13 protein-coding genes are annotated in these 16,578 nt (G+C 65.6%); 5 read left to right on the plus strand and 8 right to left on the minus strand.

What is annotated here, in order from left to right; genetic code table 11:
- Positions 1 to 151: 151 nt before the first annotated feature.
- Positions 152 to 1,291, minus strand: a complete 1,140-nt coding sequence (pdxB, locus tag ACODSK_RS29830; protein ID WP_489021341.1) for a 4-phosphoerythronate dehydrogenase PdxB — start codon at positions 1,289 to 1,291, stop codon at positions 152 to 154.
- A 229-nt stretch (positions 1,292 to 1,520) separates the two neighbouring features.
- Here pdxB and ACODSK_RS29835 point away from each other — a divergent pair, with 229 nt between their 5' ends.
- A complete protein-coding gene (locus ACODSK_RS29835; RefSeq protein ID WP_489021343.1) occupies positions 1,521 to 2,906 on the plus strand; it encodes an MATE family efflux transporter in 1,386 nt (461 codons plus the stop codon).
- On the opposite strand, the gene ACODSK_RS29840 is transcribed toward ACODSK_RS29835, so the two are convergent.
- From ACODSK_RS29840 to rlmM, 3 genes are all read right to left on the minus strand, one after another.
- Entirely contained in the window at positions 2,893 to 4,950 is a 2,058-nt protein-coding gene (locus ACODSK_RS29840; protein WP_489021344.1) for a methyl-accepting chemotaxis protein, read from the minus strand. The two genes, ACODSK_RS29835 and ACODSK_RS29840, sit on opposite strands and share 14 nt — an antisense overlap.
- 213 nt (positions 4,951 to 5,163) lie before the next feature.
- Positions 5,164 to 5,406 carry a sulfurtransferase TusA gene (tusA, locus tag ACODSK_RS29845; RefSeq protein ID WP_489021346.1) on the minus strand — a complete coding sequence of 81 codons (243 nt, stop codon included), beginning with the start codon at positions 5,404 to 5,406 and terminating at the stop codon, positions 5,164 to 5,166.
- Positions 5,407 to 5,430: 24 nt separating this feature from the next.
- Positions 5,431 to 6,498 (minus strand): 23S rRNA (cytidine(2498)-2'-O)-methyltransferase RlmM, encoded by a 1,068-nt coding sequence (gene rlmM / locus ACODSK_RS29850; RefSeq protein WP_489021348.1) that lies wholly within the window; start codon positions 6,496 to 6,498, stop codon positions 5,431 to 5,433.
- A gap of 208 nt (positions 6,499 to 6,706) precedes the next feature.
- Between rlmM and acnA the strand changes: the two genes are divergently transcribed.
- The 3 genes from acnA (at position 6,707) to ACODSK_RS29865 (ending at position 12,089) form a co-directional block, all read left to right on the plus strand.
- Positions 6,707 to 9,394, plus strand: coding sequence for an aconitate hydratase AcnA (gene acnA, locus ACODSK_RS29855; protein WP_489021350.1), 2,688 nt, complete (start codon positions 6,707 to 6,709; stop codon positions 9,392 to 9,394).
- A gap of 173 nt (positions 9,395 to 9,567) precedes the next feature.
- Positions 9,568 to 10,332, plus strand: coding sequence for a CPBP family intramembrane glutamic endopeptidase (locus ACODSK_RS29860; RefSeq protein WP_489021352.1), 765 nt, complete (start codon positions 9,568 to 9,570; stop codon positions 10,330 to 10,332).
- Positions 10,333 to 10,523: 191 nt separating this feature from the next.
- Positions 10,524 to 12,089, plus strand: a complete 1,566-nt coding sequence (locus ACODSK_RS29865) for a methyl-accepting chemotaxis protein (protein WP_489021353.1) — start codon at positions 10,524 to 10,526, stop codon at positions 12,087 to 12,089.
- 143 nt (positions 12,090 to 12,232) lie between these two features.
- Here the strand turns inward: ACODSK_RS29865 and ACODSK_RS29870 are convergent, their stop codons facing one another.
- From ACODSK_RS29870 to ACODSK_RS29885, 4 genes are all read right to left on the minus strand, one after another.
- On the minus strand, positions 12,233 to 13,117 hold the full coding sequence (locus ACODSK_RS29870) for a pseudouridine synthase (protein WP_489021355.1): 885 nt from the start codon (positions 13,115 to 13,117) through the stop codon (positions 12,233 to 12,235).
- Between the two features lie 50 nt (positions 13,118 to 13,167).
- Entirely contained in the window at positions 13,168 to 13,479 is a 312-nt protein-coding gene (locus tag ACODSK_RS29875) for a transcriptional regulator (RefSeq protein ID WP_489021357.1), read from the minus strand.
- Between the two features lie 93 nt (positions 13,480 to 13,572).
- The gene (locus ACODSK_RS29880; protein WP_489021359.1) at positions 13,573 to 14,004 is read right to left on the minus strand and encodes a D-Ala-D-Ala carboxypeptidase family metallohydrolase; all 432 of its coding nucleotides are present in this window, start codon (positions 14,002 to 14,004) and stop codon (positions 13,573 to 13,575) included.
- 120 nt (positions 14,005 to 14,124) lie between these two features.
- Entirely contained in the window at positions 14,125 to 14,361 is a 237-nt protein-coding gene (locus ACODSK_RS29885; protein ID WP_489021361.1) for a glutaredoxin family protein, read from the minus strand.
- Positions 14,362 to 14,529: 168 nt separating this feature from the next.
- Between ACODSK_RS29885 and ACODSK_RS29890 the strand changes: the two genes are divergently transcribed.
- Positions 14,530 to 16,488 carry a cation:proton antiporter gene (locus tag ACODSK_RS29890; RefSeq protein ID WP_489021363.1) on the plus strand — a complete coding sequence of 653 codons (1,959 nt, stop codon included), beginning with the start codon at positions 14,530 to 14,532 and terminating at the stop codon, positions 16,486 to 16,488.
- Positions 16,489 to 16,578: the final 90 nt, after the last annotated feature.

Below are 16,578 nucleotides of genomic sequence, written 5' to 3' on the forward strand. Positions count from 1 at the left end.
AGCCGCTCCCACAAGGTCCGCGTTGAGCATGGCAGAGATGTGTAGATACCCATGCTCATCGCTGGCAAGCCAGCTCCCACAAGGATCGGCGTACATCGCCCCTGTGGGAGCTGGCTTGCCAGCGATGAGGCCCCCAAGACCAGCACAGCAGTCAGCGCTCGATCACACAACCCAAGGCCGTAGCAATCCGCCGAACCGCCCCACCTTCAGCCTTGACCTTCAACCCCTCGATCTCCCGCCGCACCGGATAGCCCTTGCGCAACAGATCGAACGCCACCTTCTGCGCTGCCGGATCATCGCCGAGACTGCGGCGGAAATCCGCATCGTCGCGGCGCGGGTCATACACCGCGCGGCACAGGGTCGCCAGGGCCCAGGCCGGATCGGTGTCGGCCTGGAATTCCAGCCGCGCCAGCCAGGGCTGGGGCAGCAAGTCGGCAAGCTGTACCCGCTCCGCCTCGCCGCGCCAGGCGCAATAGGCCTGGTAGATCTGCGCCGTGCCGCGCTGCTTGCCGTCGAGGCTGTAGCCGGCGATATGCGGGGTGGCGATCACGCACAGATCGGCCAGTTCCACGTCCACCAGCGGCTCCTCTTCCCAGACATCCAGCACCGCCAGCACATCCTCGCGCGCCAGCAGCAGTTCACGCAGCGCCGCATTGTCGATGACCGGGCCACGGGCAGCATTGATCAACCAGGCCCCCGGACGCAGTTGTGCCAGGCGCTCGCGGTCCAGCAGATGCCAGGTCGGCTGCTCGCCGGCGCGGGTCAAGGGCGTGTGCAGGCTGATCACGTCGCACTCGGCGAGGATCCGCTCCAGCCCGACATAATCCCCGCCCTCGGCAGCCTGGCGTGGCGGATCGCAGACCAGCACCTTCCAACCCAGCCCGCGCAACACCTCGACCAGGCGCCCGCCGACCTGACCGGCGCCCACCACACCATAAGTGCGCGAAGCCAGCTCGGCGCCATCCAGCTCGGCCAGGGTCAGCAGGCTGCCCAGCACGTAGTCCACCACCCCCCGGGCGTTGCAACCCGGTGCGCTGGACCAGTGGATACCGGCCTCGGCGAAATAACCGAGGTCCAGGTGGTCGGTACCGATGGTGCAGGTGCCGACGAAGCGTACCCGACTGCCTTCGAGCAGGGCCCGGTCGACCTTGGTCACCGAACGCACCAGCAGCACATCGGCGTCGCGCACGCAGTCGCTGTCGATGGCCCGCCCCGGATAACGGCGGATCTCGCCGAAGCCGGCAAAGAAGGCATCGAGCAGGGGGATGTTTTCGTCGGCAACGATCAGCATGGGGGGTCTCCTGTGAGGGGTTGGCAGTGTAGGGGGTGGAATGGGCAATGACCAAGCGGTGTCTGGCCGGGCCTCATCGCTGGCAAGCCAGCTCCCACAGTGTCCGCAGCGCAAGTGAACGTTGTGGGAGCTGGCTTGCCAGCGATGAGGCCAGACCAGACACCAACATTTCCTGACCAGACGATCAAGGGGTAGACTACGCCGCTTTCCCTGCCAGCCCCTCGATCACATGCCTGCCATCCGCACCGAAGTCCGCAGCCTGCTGCGCCTTGCCACCCCGATCATCGTCGCCCAGTTGGCGACCACCGCCATGGGCTTCGTCGACGCGGTGATGGCCGGCCGGGTCAGCCCCGAGGACCTTGCCGCCGTGGCCCTGGGCAACTCGATCTGGATCCCGGTGTACCTGCTGATGACCGGCATCCTTTTGGCCACCACGCCCAAGGTGGCGCAGCGCTTCGGCGCCGGCCAGCACGGCGAGATCGGCCCGTTGGTGCGTCAGGCGCTGTGGCTGGCGCTGGTGGTGGGCCTGCTGTCCAGCGCCCTGCTGCTCGGCGCCGAGCCCATCCTGCACCTGATGAAAGTCGATCCGCAGTTGATCGAGCCGAGCATGGGCTACCTGCACGGCATCGCCTTCGGTTTCCCCGGCATCGCCCTCTATTACGTGCTGCGCTGCTACAGCGATGGCCTGGGCCGGACCCGGCCGAGCATGGTCATCGGCCTCTGCGGCCTGCTGCTGAATATCCCGCTGAACTGGGTGCTGATCTACGGCCATCTCGGCCTGCCGGCGCTGGGTGGCGTCGGTTGCGGCTGGGCCACCGGCATTGTCGGCTGGTTCATGGCCCTGAGCATGGCCGCCTGGAGCCGCTGGGCACCGGCCTATGCCAGCAGCCGGGTGCTGGTGCGCCTCGACCGGCCGCAGTGGACGACGATCAAGCGCCTGCTCGGCATCGGCCTGCCGATCGGCATCGCGGTGTTCGCCGAGTCGAGCATCTTCGCGGTGATCGCCCTGCTGATCGGCAGCCTCGGCCCGACCGTGGTCGCCGGGCACCAGATCGCCCTGAACATCAGCTCGCTGCTGTTCATGATCCCCTACTCCCTGGGCATGGCGGTGACGGTCCGGGTAGGCCAGGCAGTGGGTCGCGGCGATCCGCACCAGGCGCGCTTCGCCGCCCAGGTCGGGCTGGGCACGGCGCTGGTTTTCGCGGCCTTCTCCGCCTCGCTGATCCTCTTGCTGCGCGAGCAGATTGCGTCGATCTACACGCCGGACAGCGCAGTGATCCAGATCGCCGCGATGCTCATCGTGTTCGCCGCGCTCTACCAGTTCTCCGACGCCATCCAGGTGATCTGCGCCGGCGCCCTGCGCGGCTACCAGGACACCCGGGTGACCATGATCCTGACCCTGTTCGCCTACTGGGGCATCGGCCTGCCGGTGGGCTACCTGCTCGGGCTGACCGACCACCTGGGCCCGGCCAGCGGCCCCAGCGGCCTGTGGCAGGGACTGATCGCCGGCCTGACCTGCGCGGCGATCATGCTGTCGATCCGCCTGCTGCGCTGCACCCGACGGCATATCCGCCGGGCCGCCCAGGTGGGCGAGAGCGACCTCAGCCCAGGTTGAAGCGCGCGGTGTTGTCGTTGAGCGCGCGGCTGCCCTGGCTGAGGGTGTCCGCCGCCTGGTTCACCGCGCGAGCGCCGTCGAGCAGGCGGCCGGCGGCCTGATCGACCTGCTGGATATTGCCGCTGACCTCATCGGCAGTGCCGGTCTGCTCTTCCACCGCCGTGAGGATCTGCGCCAGGGTATCGGTGACGCCCTGCACCGCCCCGGCGATTTCCCCAAGGCGCTGGCCCAGCCCGGTCACCGACTGCGCATCCTCGACCGCCTGGCCACAGGCCGCCTCCATCAGGCTGACCGCCTGGGTCACGTTGGCGCGCAGGCTGTCCACCGTCGCGGCAATCTGTGCGGTGGACGCCTGGGTACGCTGGGACAGGCTGCGCACCTCATCCGCCACCACGGCAAAGCCTCGCCCCTGCTCCCCGGCCCGCGCCGCTTCGATGGCAGCGTTGAGGGCCAGCAGGTTGGTCTGCTCGGCGATGCCGCGAATGGCATCGACCACCGACTGGATCTGCTGGCCCTGCTCGCTGACCCGTCCCAGCGCCTCGGCGGTGTCGGTCAGGCGGCGGTTGAGCTGCTGGATGCTGTCGGTGGTGCGCTGGCTGTCGCGGCTGCTGTCCTCGGCAATGCGCCGGGTCTGCCGGGCGCTGTCCGAGGCATGCTCGCAACTGCGCGCCACTTCCTGTGAGGTCGCTGCCAACTGGGTAGCGGCGGCGGCGATCTGGCTGATCTGCGACTGCTGGCGCTCGACATCCTGCAAGGTGCCGTTGGCCTGGACGTTCAGGGTCTGCACCGCCGAGCCCAGTTGCCGGGTCTCGTGATTGACCCCGAGCAGGCTGGCGCGCAACTGCACCACGGCGACGTTCAGCGCCTGGCTGATCGCCGCCAGCTCGTCGCGGCCCTGCACCGACACCTCGACGCACAGGTTACCGTCGCGCAACGACTCGGCCAGGGTGGTGATGCCACTGGCACTGCGGCGGATCGAGGCTTGCAAACAGGCGAACAGGTACAGCGCGACCAGTAGCAGCCCGCCAATGGTCACGCCGACCGGGATGAACTCGCGGTTGGACTTGGCGTGGTAGTAGTCCAGGCGCTCGTTCAGCGACTGCAACGACTGCCCACGCAGGGCGAAGCTGTCGTCCAGCAGACGGCCGATGCTGGCCTCGAACTCGGCCGGCTTGAGCTTGATGGTGCCGCCGAACAGGCCGTCATCCAGCACCGCCAATTCGCTATCGAGCACCTTCAGGCTCGCCCCGTAACGCCCGGCCCAACCCTGCAACTCGGGGGGCAGGCGGGTTTGCAGAGCGCCAGCGGTCTTGACCATCTGCTCGCGGGCATCGCCGATACGGCTGCGCAGGTCGCGTATCTGCAGGCGGCTTTGCAGGCTGAACTGGCCGGAGACCACCGAGGTCTGGCCGATACTGGCCATGCGTCCGATCCGCTCGATCAGCTCCGGCGTCTGCTGGGTCGAGAGCTGCATCAGCAGGTAGGTTTCCAGCCACGGGTCGAGGATCAGACCGGTGTCCATGGCGATCTGCTCACGCAAGGCTTGCAGGTGGCCGATGGTCGCGGTGAAACGGTCGTAGCCATCCGGCCACCAGCCGACCCCGCGCAGCGACTGGCTGTCCAGGCCGGCCACCGAACCTTGCAGGGTTTCGTAACGGGCCAGGGTGTCGGCGCCAGCCTTTTCCTGGTCCAGGGTGGCCTTGAGGTTTTTCAGTGACTGTTCGATGCGCGGCAGCGCGGCATCGATCTCGCCCATTAACTGCCGCGCTTCGGCGGTGGGCTCGCGAAGGATATCGATGGCTTTCCAGCGCGCCGCCCGATAGCGCTGGGCCGACAGCTCGCGCTCCAGTTCGTCGAGTACCAGCAACTGGCGCACGCCGGACTGTTCGCCGGCAATTACCGACAGCCGTGCACGGTAATCCATACCGATCAGCCCCAGGCTGAACACCAACGGCAGCATGAACAGCAAAAACAGCAACTGGAACTTGCGAGCGAAGCCAAAGCGCCCCAACAACCGCGCACCCGGTGACAACAGACTGTTCATGACTCACTCCTGCGCATATGGGTACCCTTGAGCGCAAACGTTTCCGCAGACGCCAGGGTGATAGCGATTCGCTAGCAACCTGTGTGCCGGATAGTGGGAAGTCGAGGGAAGGCAGTGCTGGAACCGGGTGCAGGCAAAGGCCTCGCACCCAATCAGTGCACCCTGCCGGTGCAAGCGTCACCGGAGGAAACAGCGGAGTAACAGACAGGGGTGTCAGTCGAGCTTCTTGCGGATCCAGTACAGGTAGGTGCCGCCCTCTTCCTCCTGCTGCACCAGCTCATGGCCGAGGAACACGCAGAACTTGGGAATATCGCGACGGGTCGACGGGTCGGTGGCGATCACCTTGAGCAGGCCGCCGGCGCTGAGGTCACGCACGTACTGGTGCAACATCATCACCGGCTCCGGGCAGTTCAGGCCGGTGGCATCGAGCACGGCGTCAGGGGTGAAATCGGTCATTGGAAAACTCCACAGGCGTTGAATTCAGCGGGACTTGAGGTCGAGGCGACGCAGGTGGCAGGTCACCTCCTCGCGGTCGTGGTAGAGCTGCTTGCAGCCGATGGAAACCTTGACCTTGCGCGCCTTGAAGCCCTCTTCGATGCGTTCCAGCAGGCGCTTTACCTCGGCGTAGCGCTGCTTCATCGGCAGCTTGAGATTGACCACCGCCTCGCGGCAATGCCCGTCACCCAGCCATTCCTCGATCATCGCCGCAGTGCGCGCCGGCTTCTCGACGATATCGCAGACCATCCAGTCGACCCGCTGCTTCGGCTTCCAGGTAAAGCCGTCGGCCATCAAGTGCTGGATCAAGCCGGTGTCCATCAGGCTTTCGGCCATCGGCCCGTTGTCGATGGCGGTGACCAGCATGCCGCGCTTGACCAGTTGGTAGGTCCAGCCACCCGGCGCGGCACCGAGGTCGACGCCGGTCATGTCATCGGACAGGCGCTGGTCCCATTGCTCGCGGGGGATGAAATGGTGCCAGGCCTCTTCCAGCTTCAAGGTCGAGCGGCTCGGTGCCTCGCGGGGGAACTTCAGGCGCGGGATGCCCATCGGCCACATCGCCGAGTTGTCGGCATCGGCCAGGCCGAGGAACACCCGCCGGCCACTGACGAAGGTCAGCAACAGGCGCGGCCCCGGGCCGTCCTGCTCGCGCAGGCGGCCGGCCTTGACCAGGGCCTTGCGCAGCGGTACTTCGAACTTGCGGCAGAAGGTCGAAAGCTCCTTGCCGTCGTTGCTGTCCATCACCTCCAGCCACAGGCTGCCGGCCACCGGGTAGTCGGCCAGGTGCTCCAGCAGCACGCTGATGCGGTCGGTTTCCGGCAGCTCGACGAAGCTGCCGCGGGCCCACTGGCGGGGGAAGATCAGCTGCTTGAAACGCAGCTCGCTCATCAGTCGCGCAGCGCCCTCGGCGTCGTTGCAGACGAACTCGGCGCAGGCGCTTTGCGGCTTGGCCTTGGCATAGCCGGCAACGTCGAGCAGCGCGGCATGCTCGCTGATCTCGGAACAGACCTCGCCCTCGAAACCGGGCCGGCAATGCAGGAACAGGGTATTCATCACTCACTCCAGAACGGCCGTTGGCGCAGTCGACCCCGGCCCTGACCGGGATCAACTCGCCCCGGCGGCAAATCGCCGAATGATAAAGGAGTTTCGGAACTGGCGACACGCCCCACCGGTCCAGTACTGGGTCGGGTCAGCCAAACGGGACTAACCTGACTGTTCAGCCAGGTCCGTGCCGTGCGGACCGTGCAGAAGGAGTTGATCGATGCCCTCGCTCGATAGCCTGAAAACCCTCAAGACCCTGGCCGTGGGTGGCCACGAATACCATTACTACAGTTTGACCGAGGCCGCGCGAAGCCTGGGCGACCTGCACAAGCTGCCGAAATCCCTCAAGGTGCTGCTGGAAAACCTGCTGCGCTGGGAAGACGGCGAAACCGTCATCGGCACTGACCTGCAGGCCCTGGCCGACTGGCTCAAGGAACGCAAATCCGACCGCGAGATCCAGTACCGCCCGGCGCGGGTATTGATGCAGGACTTCACCGGGGTGCCGGCGGTGGTCGACCTGGCCGCCATGCGCGCAGCGATGGCCAAGGCCGGTGGCGATCCGCAGCGGATCAATCCGCTGTCGCCAGTGGACCTGGTGATCGACCACTCGGTGATGGTCGACCGCTACGCCAGCCCGGCCGCGTTCAGTGAAAACGTCGACATCGAAATGCAGCGCAATGGTGAGCGCTACGCCTTCCTGCGCTGGGGCCAGAACGCCTTCGACAACTTCCGCGTGGTGCCGCCGGGTACCGGCATCTGCCACCAGGTCAACCTGGAATACCTCGGCCGCACGGTCTGGACCCGCGAGGAAGACGGCCGCACCTGGGCGTTCCCCGACACCCTGGTCGGCACCGACTCGCACACCACCATGATCAACGGCCTCGGTGTGCTCGGCTGGGGCGTCGGCGGCATCGAGGCGGAAGCGGCCATGCTTGGCCAGCCGGTGTCGATGCTGATTCCCGAGGTGATCGGCTTCAAGCTCACCGGCAAGCTGCGCGAAGGCATCACCGCCACCGACCTGGTGCTGACAGTGACGCAGATGCTGCGCAAGAAAGGTGTGGTGGGCAAATTCGTCGAATTCTACGGTGACGGCCTCGCCGACCTGCCCCTGGCCGACCGCGCCACCCTGGCCAACATGGCCCCGGAATACGGCGCTACCTGCGGTTTCTTCCCGGTGGACGACGTGACCCTGGATTACCTGCGGCTGTCCGGGCGGCCGACGGACACCGTCGAACTGGTCGAAGCCTATTGCAAGGCCCAGGGCCTGTGGCGCGAGCCGGGCCAGGAGCCCGTGTTCAGCGATAGCCTGGCGTTGGACATGGGCGAGGTCCAGGCCAGCCTGGCCGGGCCGAAACGGCCGCAGGACCGGGTCGCCCTGCCCGGTGTCGGCAAGGCTTTCGATGACTTCCTCGGCCTCAATGCGCGCAAGACTGGTGCCGAAGGCCACGGCGAGATCCGTTTCGACTTCGAAGGCCGGCAACACACCCTCAAGGACGGCGCCGTGGTGATCGCGGCAATCACCTCCTGCACCAACACGTCCAACCCCAGCGTGATGATGGCCGCCGGCCTGCTGGCGAAAAAGGCCGTGGAAAAGGGTCTGCAACGCAAGCCGTGGGTCAAGAGCTCGCTGGCCCCCGGCTCCAAGGTGGTCACCGACTACTACAAGGCGGCCGGCCTGACCCGCTATCTGGATGAACTGGGCTTCGACCTGGTGGGCTATGGCTGCACCACCTGCATCGGCAACTCGGGGCCGCTGGCCGAACCGATCGAGGCGGCGATCAGCAAGGCCGACCTGGTGGTGGCGTCGGTGCTGTCCGGCAACCGCAACTTCGAAGGCCGCGTGCATCCGTTGGTGAAGACCAACTGGCTGGCCTCGCCGCCGCTGGTGGTGGCCTATGCCCTGGCCGGCACGGTGCGCATCGACCTCGGCAGCGAGCCCCTGGGCCAGGACGCCAGCGGCCAGCCGGTGTACCTGCGGGACATCTGGCCGAGCCAGCAGGAAATCGCTGCGGCGGTGGCCCAGGTCGATACGCGGATGTTCCACAAGGAATACGCCGAAGTGTTCGCCGGCGATGCCCAATGGCAGGCCATCGAGGTACCGCAGGCCGCGACCTATGTCTGGCAGGACGACTCCACCTATATCCAGCACCCGCCCTTCTTCGACGGCATCTCCGGACCGCCGCCGGCCATCGGTGACGTGCACAGTGCGAGGATCCTCGCCCTGCTCGGCGACTCGGTGACCACCGACCACATCTCCCCGGCCGGTAATATCAAGGCCGACAGCCCGGCCGGGCGCTACCTGCGCGACAAGGGCGTGGAACCGAAGGACTTCAACTCCTACGGCTCACGGCGCGGCAACCATGAAGTGATGATGCGCGGCACCTTCGCCAATATCCGCATCCGCAACGAAATGCTTGGCGGCGAGGAAGGCGGCAACACCGTCCATGTGCCCAGCGGCGACAAGCTGGCGATCTACGATGCAGCCATGCGCTACCGCGACGAAGGCACCCCGCTGGTGGTGATCGCCGGGCAGGAATACGGCACCGGCTCCAGCCGCGACTGGGCGGCCAAGGGCACCAATCTGCTGGGGGTCAAGGCAGTGCTGGCGGAAAGCTTCGAGCGTATCCATCGCTCGAACCTGGTGGGCATGGGCGTGCTGCCATTGCAGTTCAGTGCCGGGCAGGATCGCAAGCAGCTCGGGCTTACCGGGCGGGAGAGCATCGACATCCTCGGCCTGACCGGTACCCGGATCGAGCCGCATATGAGCCTGGACCTGCGCATCACCCGGGAAGATGGCAGTGTCGAGAAGATCGCCGTGCTGTGCCGGATCGACACCTTGAATGAGGTCGAGTACTTCAAGGCCGGGGGGATTCTGCATTATGTGTTGCGGCAGATGATTGCTCGCTGACCTTGATCGCTGGCAAGCCAGCTCCCACAGGGTCCGCGGCGGACACCAATTCCGTGACCGACCCGGAACCCTGTGGGAGCCGGCTTGCCGGCGATGAAATGGCGCTGCCTGCACGTGTCCTGAGCACCACCACCACAGTCGAAGCCTGCATGCCCCTTCGCAAAGGACCCGACATGCACGCCTTCCGCTGGATTCTGCTGGCCCTGCCCACCACGGGTTATGCCCTGGCCCTGGGCCATGGCAGCCTTGGCCCGGCCGTTCTGCCGGTGATTGTCCTGCTGCTGGCCAGCGCCTGGATGGTGCGCCAACCGCAATGGAAAGTCGCAGGGCATCTGCTGTTCTTCCTTACCGCCCTGCCCCTCGCCCTGCACTGGTTCCCCGGTTTCGACAACGGCCGGGTATTCGATCAGGTCCGCTTCAGCCCCGACGCCGCACCCTTCTCCATGAACCTGAACCTGGACAAGCCACTGATCGGCTTCTGGCTGCTGCTGGCCTGTCCGTGGATCGTCCTGCCGCACGCTGCACGGCCGGGCCGGGCGCTGCTGGCAATCGTGGCGACACCCGTGGCCTGCCTGGGCATCGCCTGGCTCATCGGCCTGGTGGACTGCTCCCCCAAATGGCCACCCCAGGCCTGGCTCTGGGTCGCCAACAACCTGCTGCTGGTGAGCCTGGTGGAAGAGGCCCTGTTCCGCGGTTATCTCCAGGGCGGCCTGCAACGGTTTATCGGCGCCAACCCTGCCCTGGCCGCAAGCGCCCTGCTGTTCGGCCTGGCCCACGTCGGTGGCGGTTGGCCATGGGTCGCGCTGGCGACGCTGGCCGGGGTCGGTTATGGGCTAGCCTGGCGCCATGGCGGACTGCCGGCGGCGGTGCTCGCCCATTTCGGGCTGAACCTGGCGCATTTCGCCTGGTTCACCTACCCGCAGCTGGCGAACTCATGAACCATCGGTCATTGCCTGACTTATGTTGCGAAAGTGTGAAAGAATGCGCGCAAATTTCATGAACGTGACGACTTTCATTAGCCCAGGCGCTCAAAACGAATATTGAGCAAGATCAATAAAACCCAAATATTCATTCAATTTTTTCGTGTATCTGCCGATACCACACGAAAGCCTTGCGGATTGAACAGCTTATGCGCAACAACCAGCCGATTACCCAGAGAGAACGGACTTTCCCTGCCCAACAACGGTTGATTTCGACTACCGATGCCAAGGGTGTCATTACCTACTGCAACGATGCCTTCATCGAAATCAGCGGCTTCTCCCGCGATGAGCTGATGCGCGCGCCGCACAACCTGGTGCGCCACCCGGATGTGCCGCCTGCGGTATTCGCCCATATGTGGTCGACCCTCAAGCAGGGCCTGCCATGGATGGGCATCGTCAAGAACCGCTGCAAGTCCGGCGACCATTACTGGGTCAACGCCTACGTCACGCCGATCTTCGAGAACAACCAGGTGGTGGGCTACGAGTCGGTGCGGGTCAAGCCGACCGCCGAGCAGGTCCGCCGCGCCGAAGCCCTGTACAAGCGCATCAACGACGGCAAGTCGGCGATTCCGCGCCGCGACAAGTGGCTGCCGGTGCTGCAGGACTGGCTGCCGTTCATCATGGTCAGCCAGATCGGCTTCCTGATCGGTATCTGGCTGGGCCACTCCTGGGGCTTCGCCCTGGCCGCCGCCCTCTCCGTACCGCTGGGCCTGCTCGGCCTGAGCTGGCAGCAGCGCGGACTCAAGCGCCTGCTGCGCCTGGCCGAACAGACCACCTCCGACCCGCTGATCGCGCAGATGTTCACCGACAGCCGCGGCGTCCAGGCCCGCCTGGAAATGGCCATGCTCAGCCAGGACGCGCGCCTGAAGACCTGCCTGACGCGCCTGCAGGATACGGCCGAGCACCTCAACGAACAGGCCCGCCAGTCCGACGCCCTGGCCCACAACAGCTCCTCGGGCCTGGAACGCCAGCGGGTCGAGACCGAACAGGTCGCTGCGGCGGTCAACGAAATGGCCGCCACCACCCAGGAAGTGGCCAACCACGTGCAGCGCACCGCCGACGCCACCCAGGCGGCGAACCGCCTGACCGACCGCGGCCGCAGCATCGCCGGGGAAACCCGCGACGCCATCCAGCGCCTGTCCACTGCCGTGGGTGAAACCGGGCAGACCGTCACCCAATTGGCCCGCGACAGCGACGAGATCGGTGGCGTAGTCGACGTGATCAAGGGCATCGCCGACCAGACCAACCTGCTGGCGCTCAACGCCGCCATCGAAGCGGCCCGTGCCGGCGAGATGGGCCGCGGCTTCGCCGTGGTGGCCGACGAAGTGCGCCAGCTGGCCCAGCGCACCAGCGAGTCCACCGGGCAGATCCACAGCCTGATCGCCAAGCTGCAGCAGACCGCGACCAACGCCGTGCAGACCATGGAAGCCGGGCATCGCCAGGCCGAGGAAGGCGTGCAACGGGTGATGGAAGCGGACCAGGCGCTGGTGGGCATCAGCGAAGCGGTGGCCAATATCACCGACATGGCCACCCAGATTGCTGCCGCCACCGAGCAGCAGAGCTCGGTCGCCGAAGAGATCAGCCGCAACATCAGCACCATCGCCGCCCTGGCCGACCAGACGTCGGAGCAGGCGCAGCATTCGGCACTGCTCAGTGAAGAGCTGACCCATACGGCGACCACGCAGTACTCGCTGGTGGAGCGCTTCAACCGCTAAGGTTGAGTGGAATGACAAAGGCCCGAAAGTGTGAACCTCCGGGCCTTTTTTGTTGACCTTTCGGGCCTCATCGCTGGCAACGCCAGCTCCCACAGTGACCCGTGGGAGCTGGCGTTGCCAGCGATGAGACCCGAAAGATCAACTCACCAATCCAGGCTCAGGCGACTCTCGAAATACCGCTCCTCCCCCGTCAACGGATCCTTGAACCGCAGGCTCTTCGCCAACAGCTTCAGCGGCTTCGCATAGTCATCCTCACCCTGCAACACCTCCGGATAGAACGGGTCATTGCAGATCGGCGCCCCCAGCGCGGCCATGTGCACGCGCAACTGGTGGGTCTTGCCGGTCACCGGGGACAGACCGTAGCGCCACCATTGCCCGTGTTTCTCCAGCACCTCGGCGTGGGTCTCGCTGTTGCTCGTGCCCGGCACTTCCTGCATGCGGAAGAACGGCTCGCCATTGGCCATGCGGCTCTTGTGCACCAGCGGGAAGGCGACATCCGGCAAGGCCGGGGCGATGGCCTGGTACTGCTTGTCGATCTGCCGGGTCGGGAACAGTTGCTGGTACGCCGAGCGGCTTTGCGGATTGGCGGAGAACAGCACCAGCCCGGCGGTATGCCGGTCGATACGGTGCAACGGCACCAGGTGAGGGTTGTCGAGCCGGCGGATCAGGCGCCGCAACAGCGTCTGCTCGACATACTCGCCGGTCGGGGTAACCGGCAGGAAATGCGGCTTGTCCGCCACCACCAGGTGCTCATCCACATGCAGGATGTCTTCCAGCACCGGAATCGGCTTTTCATTGGGCACTTCGCGGAAATAGTGGATGCGCAGCCCCGGGCGATAGGGATGATCGACGGCGATCGGCTGCCCCTGGGCATCCAGCACCCGCCCCCGGGCAAAGCGATCGAGCCAGACCTCGCGGCCGATCGCCTTGAAGTGCTCGCAGAGACAGTCCAGCACCGTGGACCAGTTGCCCGGCGGCAGGCAGACCGTGCTGGCCTGCTGGCTGGCCGGATCGAAAGTAACGCTCATGGGAAGACTCGCAACCTGGAAGCCGGCCATTATCCGGGATGCTCGCCGCCTCAGCCAGCCTCGGTGGAGGCCGCGTCGCAACTGGCCTTGAGCCGGCGCAGAACGTCCACCGCCTCCCAGCGGCTGGCATCGTACAAGGCATAGGCCTGGCCTTCGTAGCCCACCACATCCAGGGGCCGATGAAAGCCGGCGCGCTGGAACAGTGCCTCGATCTCGGCAAAACAGGTGTTGAAGTGCACCTTGCCGAACGGCGTGCGCTCGTCGGTAACCAGCCCGTCCAGGCGCAGCTCCGCGACGACCTCGCCAATCTCCTCGGCAGACATGCGGTTGATGCTGGATTTCAATTGTTCGACCTTGACCATCATGCTTCTCCGGGCGCGAACCTGCCCGCCCCAATACTGTATTTATATACAGCATAGGAGGCAGGCAGGCCGAACGTCAATCAACGCAACGATTCATTGCAGGCCTGGCAGATAGCCAGTCCCGTTGCGGATAGTCAGCACCTGCCGGCGCTGGCGCTGTTCGGCAAGGCCAAGATGGACCCAGCCATCGAATTCAAGAATCAGCTGATCGAAGGCCAGGTCGCTGTCCCTGATCCGCTGCGCCAGCTGGCGCGGACTCAGGTTGACGGCCAGGATATCGGCGGCCAGCCCCCGGATATGGGCGCTGGAGTTCGAACCACCGATCCTGCGGTTGAGCGCCTCGCAGCGGTAGCCGCTGGTGACCAGGATCGGCCGGTCGACCAGAGTGCGTACTGCTTCGAGGGTCTTGCACAGTTCGACGAGGTTGGCGATGGCGACACTGTCGGGGCTGTTGTCCAGCCCCGCGCGCAGGGCGACCTGGGACGCAGTCATCTCGGCAAGGGTGAAATGGGGGGTGAGGTACATGCTTGCCACTCCTTTGGCTAGAAAATCCGCAGCGGCCACCAAGGCCGGTGCCAGCGGATTCTCCAACTGCCTCCGTGACAATTGCATGCGTCCTTGTGCATCAAAATGTGAAGCGGCGGATCACCCCAGGAAAGCCACTACCTGGTCCGCATCAAACGGCCAACCCAGCTCGGCGCCGTTGTCACAGCGGCGCAGCACGGGGATGCTCAGACCATAGCGCTCGAACAGTTGCTGATCGTCGGCGATATCCACCAGCTCGACCAACAGGCCGTGCTCTACGAAGGGCATGAGCAGCGCCTCGGCGACTTCGCACAGGTGGCAACCCAGGGTGCCGAACAACTGGCATTCAGGAAGCATGGAAAAATACCGATACAAATGAACGAAAGGTCCATTCTAGGACGCCGGGAAAAGCCCGTCGAGGCGACGCCTGGCGCTGCGCCAGACATTGACCCAGATCAACGCAGCGGCTTTTCGAGCGCTGTACTCTAGACGTTTTTTTGCTGTTTTTTACAGGGAGTGTGTGGTGTGTTCGCAAACCTGCTGATCATTCTGGCGTCGTCGCTGGTTGTCATCGCGGTATTCCGGCGTCTGCAATTGCCGCCGGTACTGGGATACCTGTGCGTCGGACTGTTCGTCGGTCCTACGGCGCTGGACTGGGTCAACGAGAGTGAGGAACTGCCGGACCTGGCGGAAATGGGCGTGGTATTCCTGCTGTTTTCCCTCGGCCTGGAATTCTCCCTGTCGAAAATGCTTGCCCTGCGCAAGGTGGTGTTCGGCCTCGGCAGCCTGCAGGTGGTGTTCTGCGGCCTGGCCCTGGCCGGTGCCCTAGCGCTGCTGGGTATGCCGAGCACGGCGGCCCTGCTGCTGGGCGGCGGCCTGGCGCTGTCCTCGACGGCCATCGTTTCCAAGGAACTGACCAGCCTCGGCGAGATCTTCAGCAGCCATGGCCAGAACGCCATCGGCGTGCTGCTGTTCCAGGACGTGGTGGCGGTGTTGCTGCTGACCCTGATCCCGGTGTTCGCCGGCGAATCCAGCCAGGCCTGGTACTGGGCCCTGCCGCTGACCCTGGGCAAGACCGTGATCCTCTTCGTCGGCCTGCTGCTGGCCAGTCGCTGGCTGCTGCCGCGCCTGTTCCACGAGGTGGCCAGTTCCCACTCGGCGGAGCTGTTCGTCCTGCTGGCGCTGGTGATCGTCCTGCTGACCGCCTGGCTGACCCACCTGCTCGGCCTGTCCCCGGCCCTCGGCGCCTTCCTCGCTGGCATGCTCCTCGGCGAAAGCAACTACCGGCACCAGATCGAGGCGGATATCCGCCCGTTCCGCGACATCCTGCTGGGCCTGTTCTTCGTCAGTATCGGCATGCTCATCGACCTGCACCTGTTCGCCAGCCATGGCCTGGAAATCCTCGCCCTGACCCTCGGCCTGCTGCTGCTCAAGGGCATCGTCGTGGCGGCGCTGGTGCGGGTCCGTGGCAGCGACGCGGAAACCGCCTGGCGCAGCGGCCTGGCCCTGGCCCAGGGCGGCGAGTTCTGCTTCGCCCTGATGGCGCAGATGCAGCAAAGCAACCTGCTGCCGGCCGAACTGGGTCAACTGCTGCTGGCAGCGACCTTCTGCTCGATGCTGGTCACCCCGTTGCTGCTGCGCGCCGCTCCGGCCGTGGCCCAGCGCTTGCACCGCAAGCCCAACGAGGAAATCCACCTGGAGGAAATCGAAGCGCAGAGTGCCGACATCAAGGGCCACGTGATCATCTGCGGCTACGGTCGGGTCGGCCAGTCCATCGGCCGCTTCCTGCGCCGCGAGCAGCTGCCGTTCATTGCCCTGGACGACGATCCGGTGCGGGTGCAGGAAGCGGCGGCCGGGGAGAACTGCGTGCATTACGGCGATTCGCGGCGTGGCGAATTACTGGAGGCCATCGGCCTTGAACGCTCGCGCCTGCTGGTGGTGGCGGTGGACAACACCGAGGTGGCGATGAGCGTGCTCAAGGCCGCGCGCCAACGCAACGCGCAGATTCCGATCCTGGTGCGCACCCGCGATGACAGCCTGCGCGACGAACTGCGCGCCGCCGGTGCCAGTGCGGTGGTCCCGGAGGTGCTGGAGTCCAGCGTGATGCTGGCATCCCATGCCCTGGTGATGCTCGGCGTGCCCGAGGAACGGGTGCGGCAGACCGTCGAGGAGGTCCGGCAGAGCCGCTACCGCCTGCTGCAAGGCTTCTACCAGGGGGCGCAAACCGACCTGGTCGACAGCGAAGGCCAGCCCAAGGTGCTGATGCATGCGGTGCACCTGCCAGCCACCGCCTATGCCTGCGGACGGCGCCTGGACGACCTGACCCTGGAGCAGTTGGGCGTGGAGCTACAGGCAGTGCAGCGCAATGGCACCGAGCTGGCGCTGAATACCGGCACCTGCCTGCATGCCGGTGATTCGGTGCTGGTGTGCGGGCCGTTGACTGCGATCAAGGCCAGCGAGGCCAGGTTGTTGGCGGGGCGGTGAGATCCCCGGGCGCTTGCCGCAAGCTTTGCTGCGTTCTTGAGATCGAGCGCCGCCCGCGCGGCGCATCGCCGGCAACGCCGGCTCCCACAT

This window comes from Pseudomonas sp. FG98, from assembly GCF_057808595.1.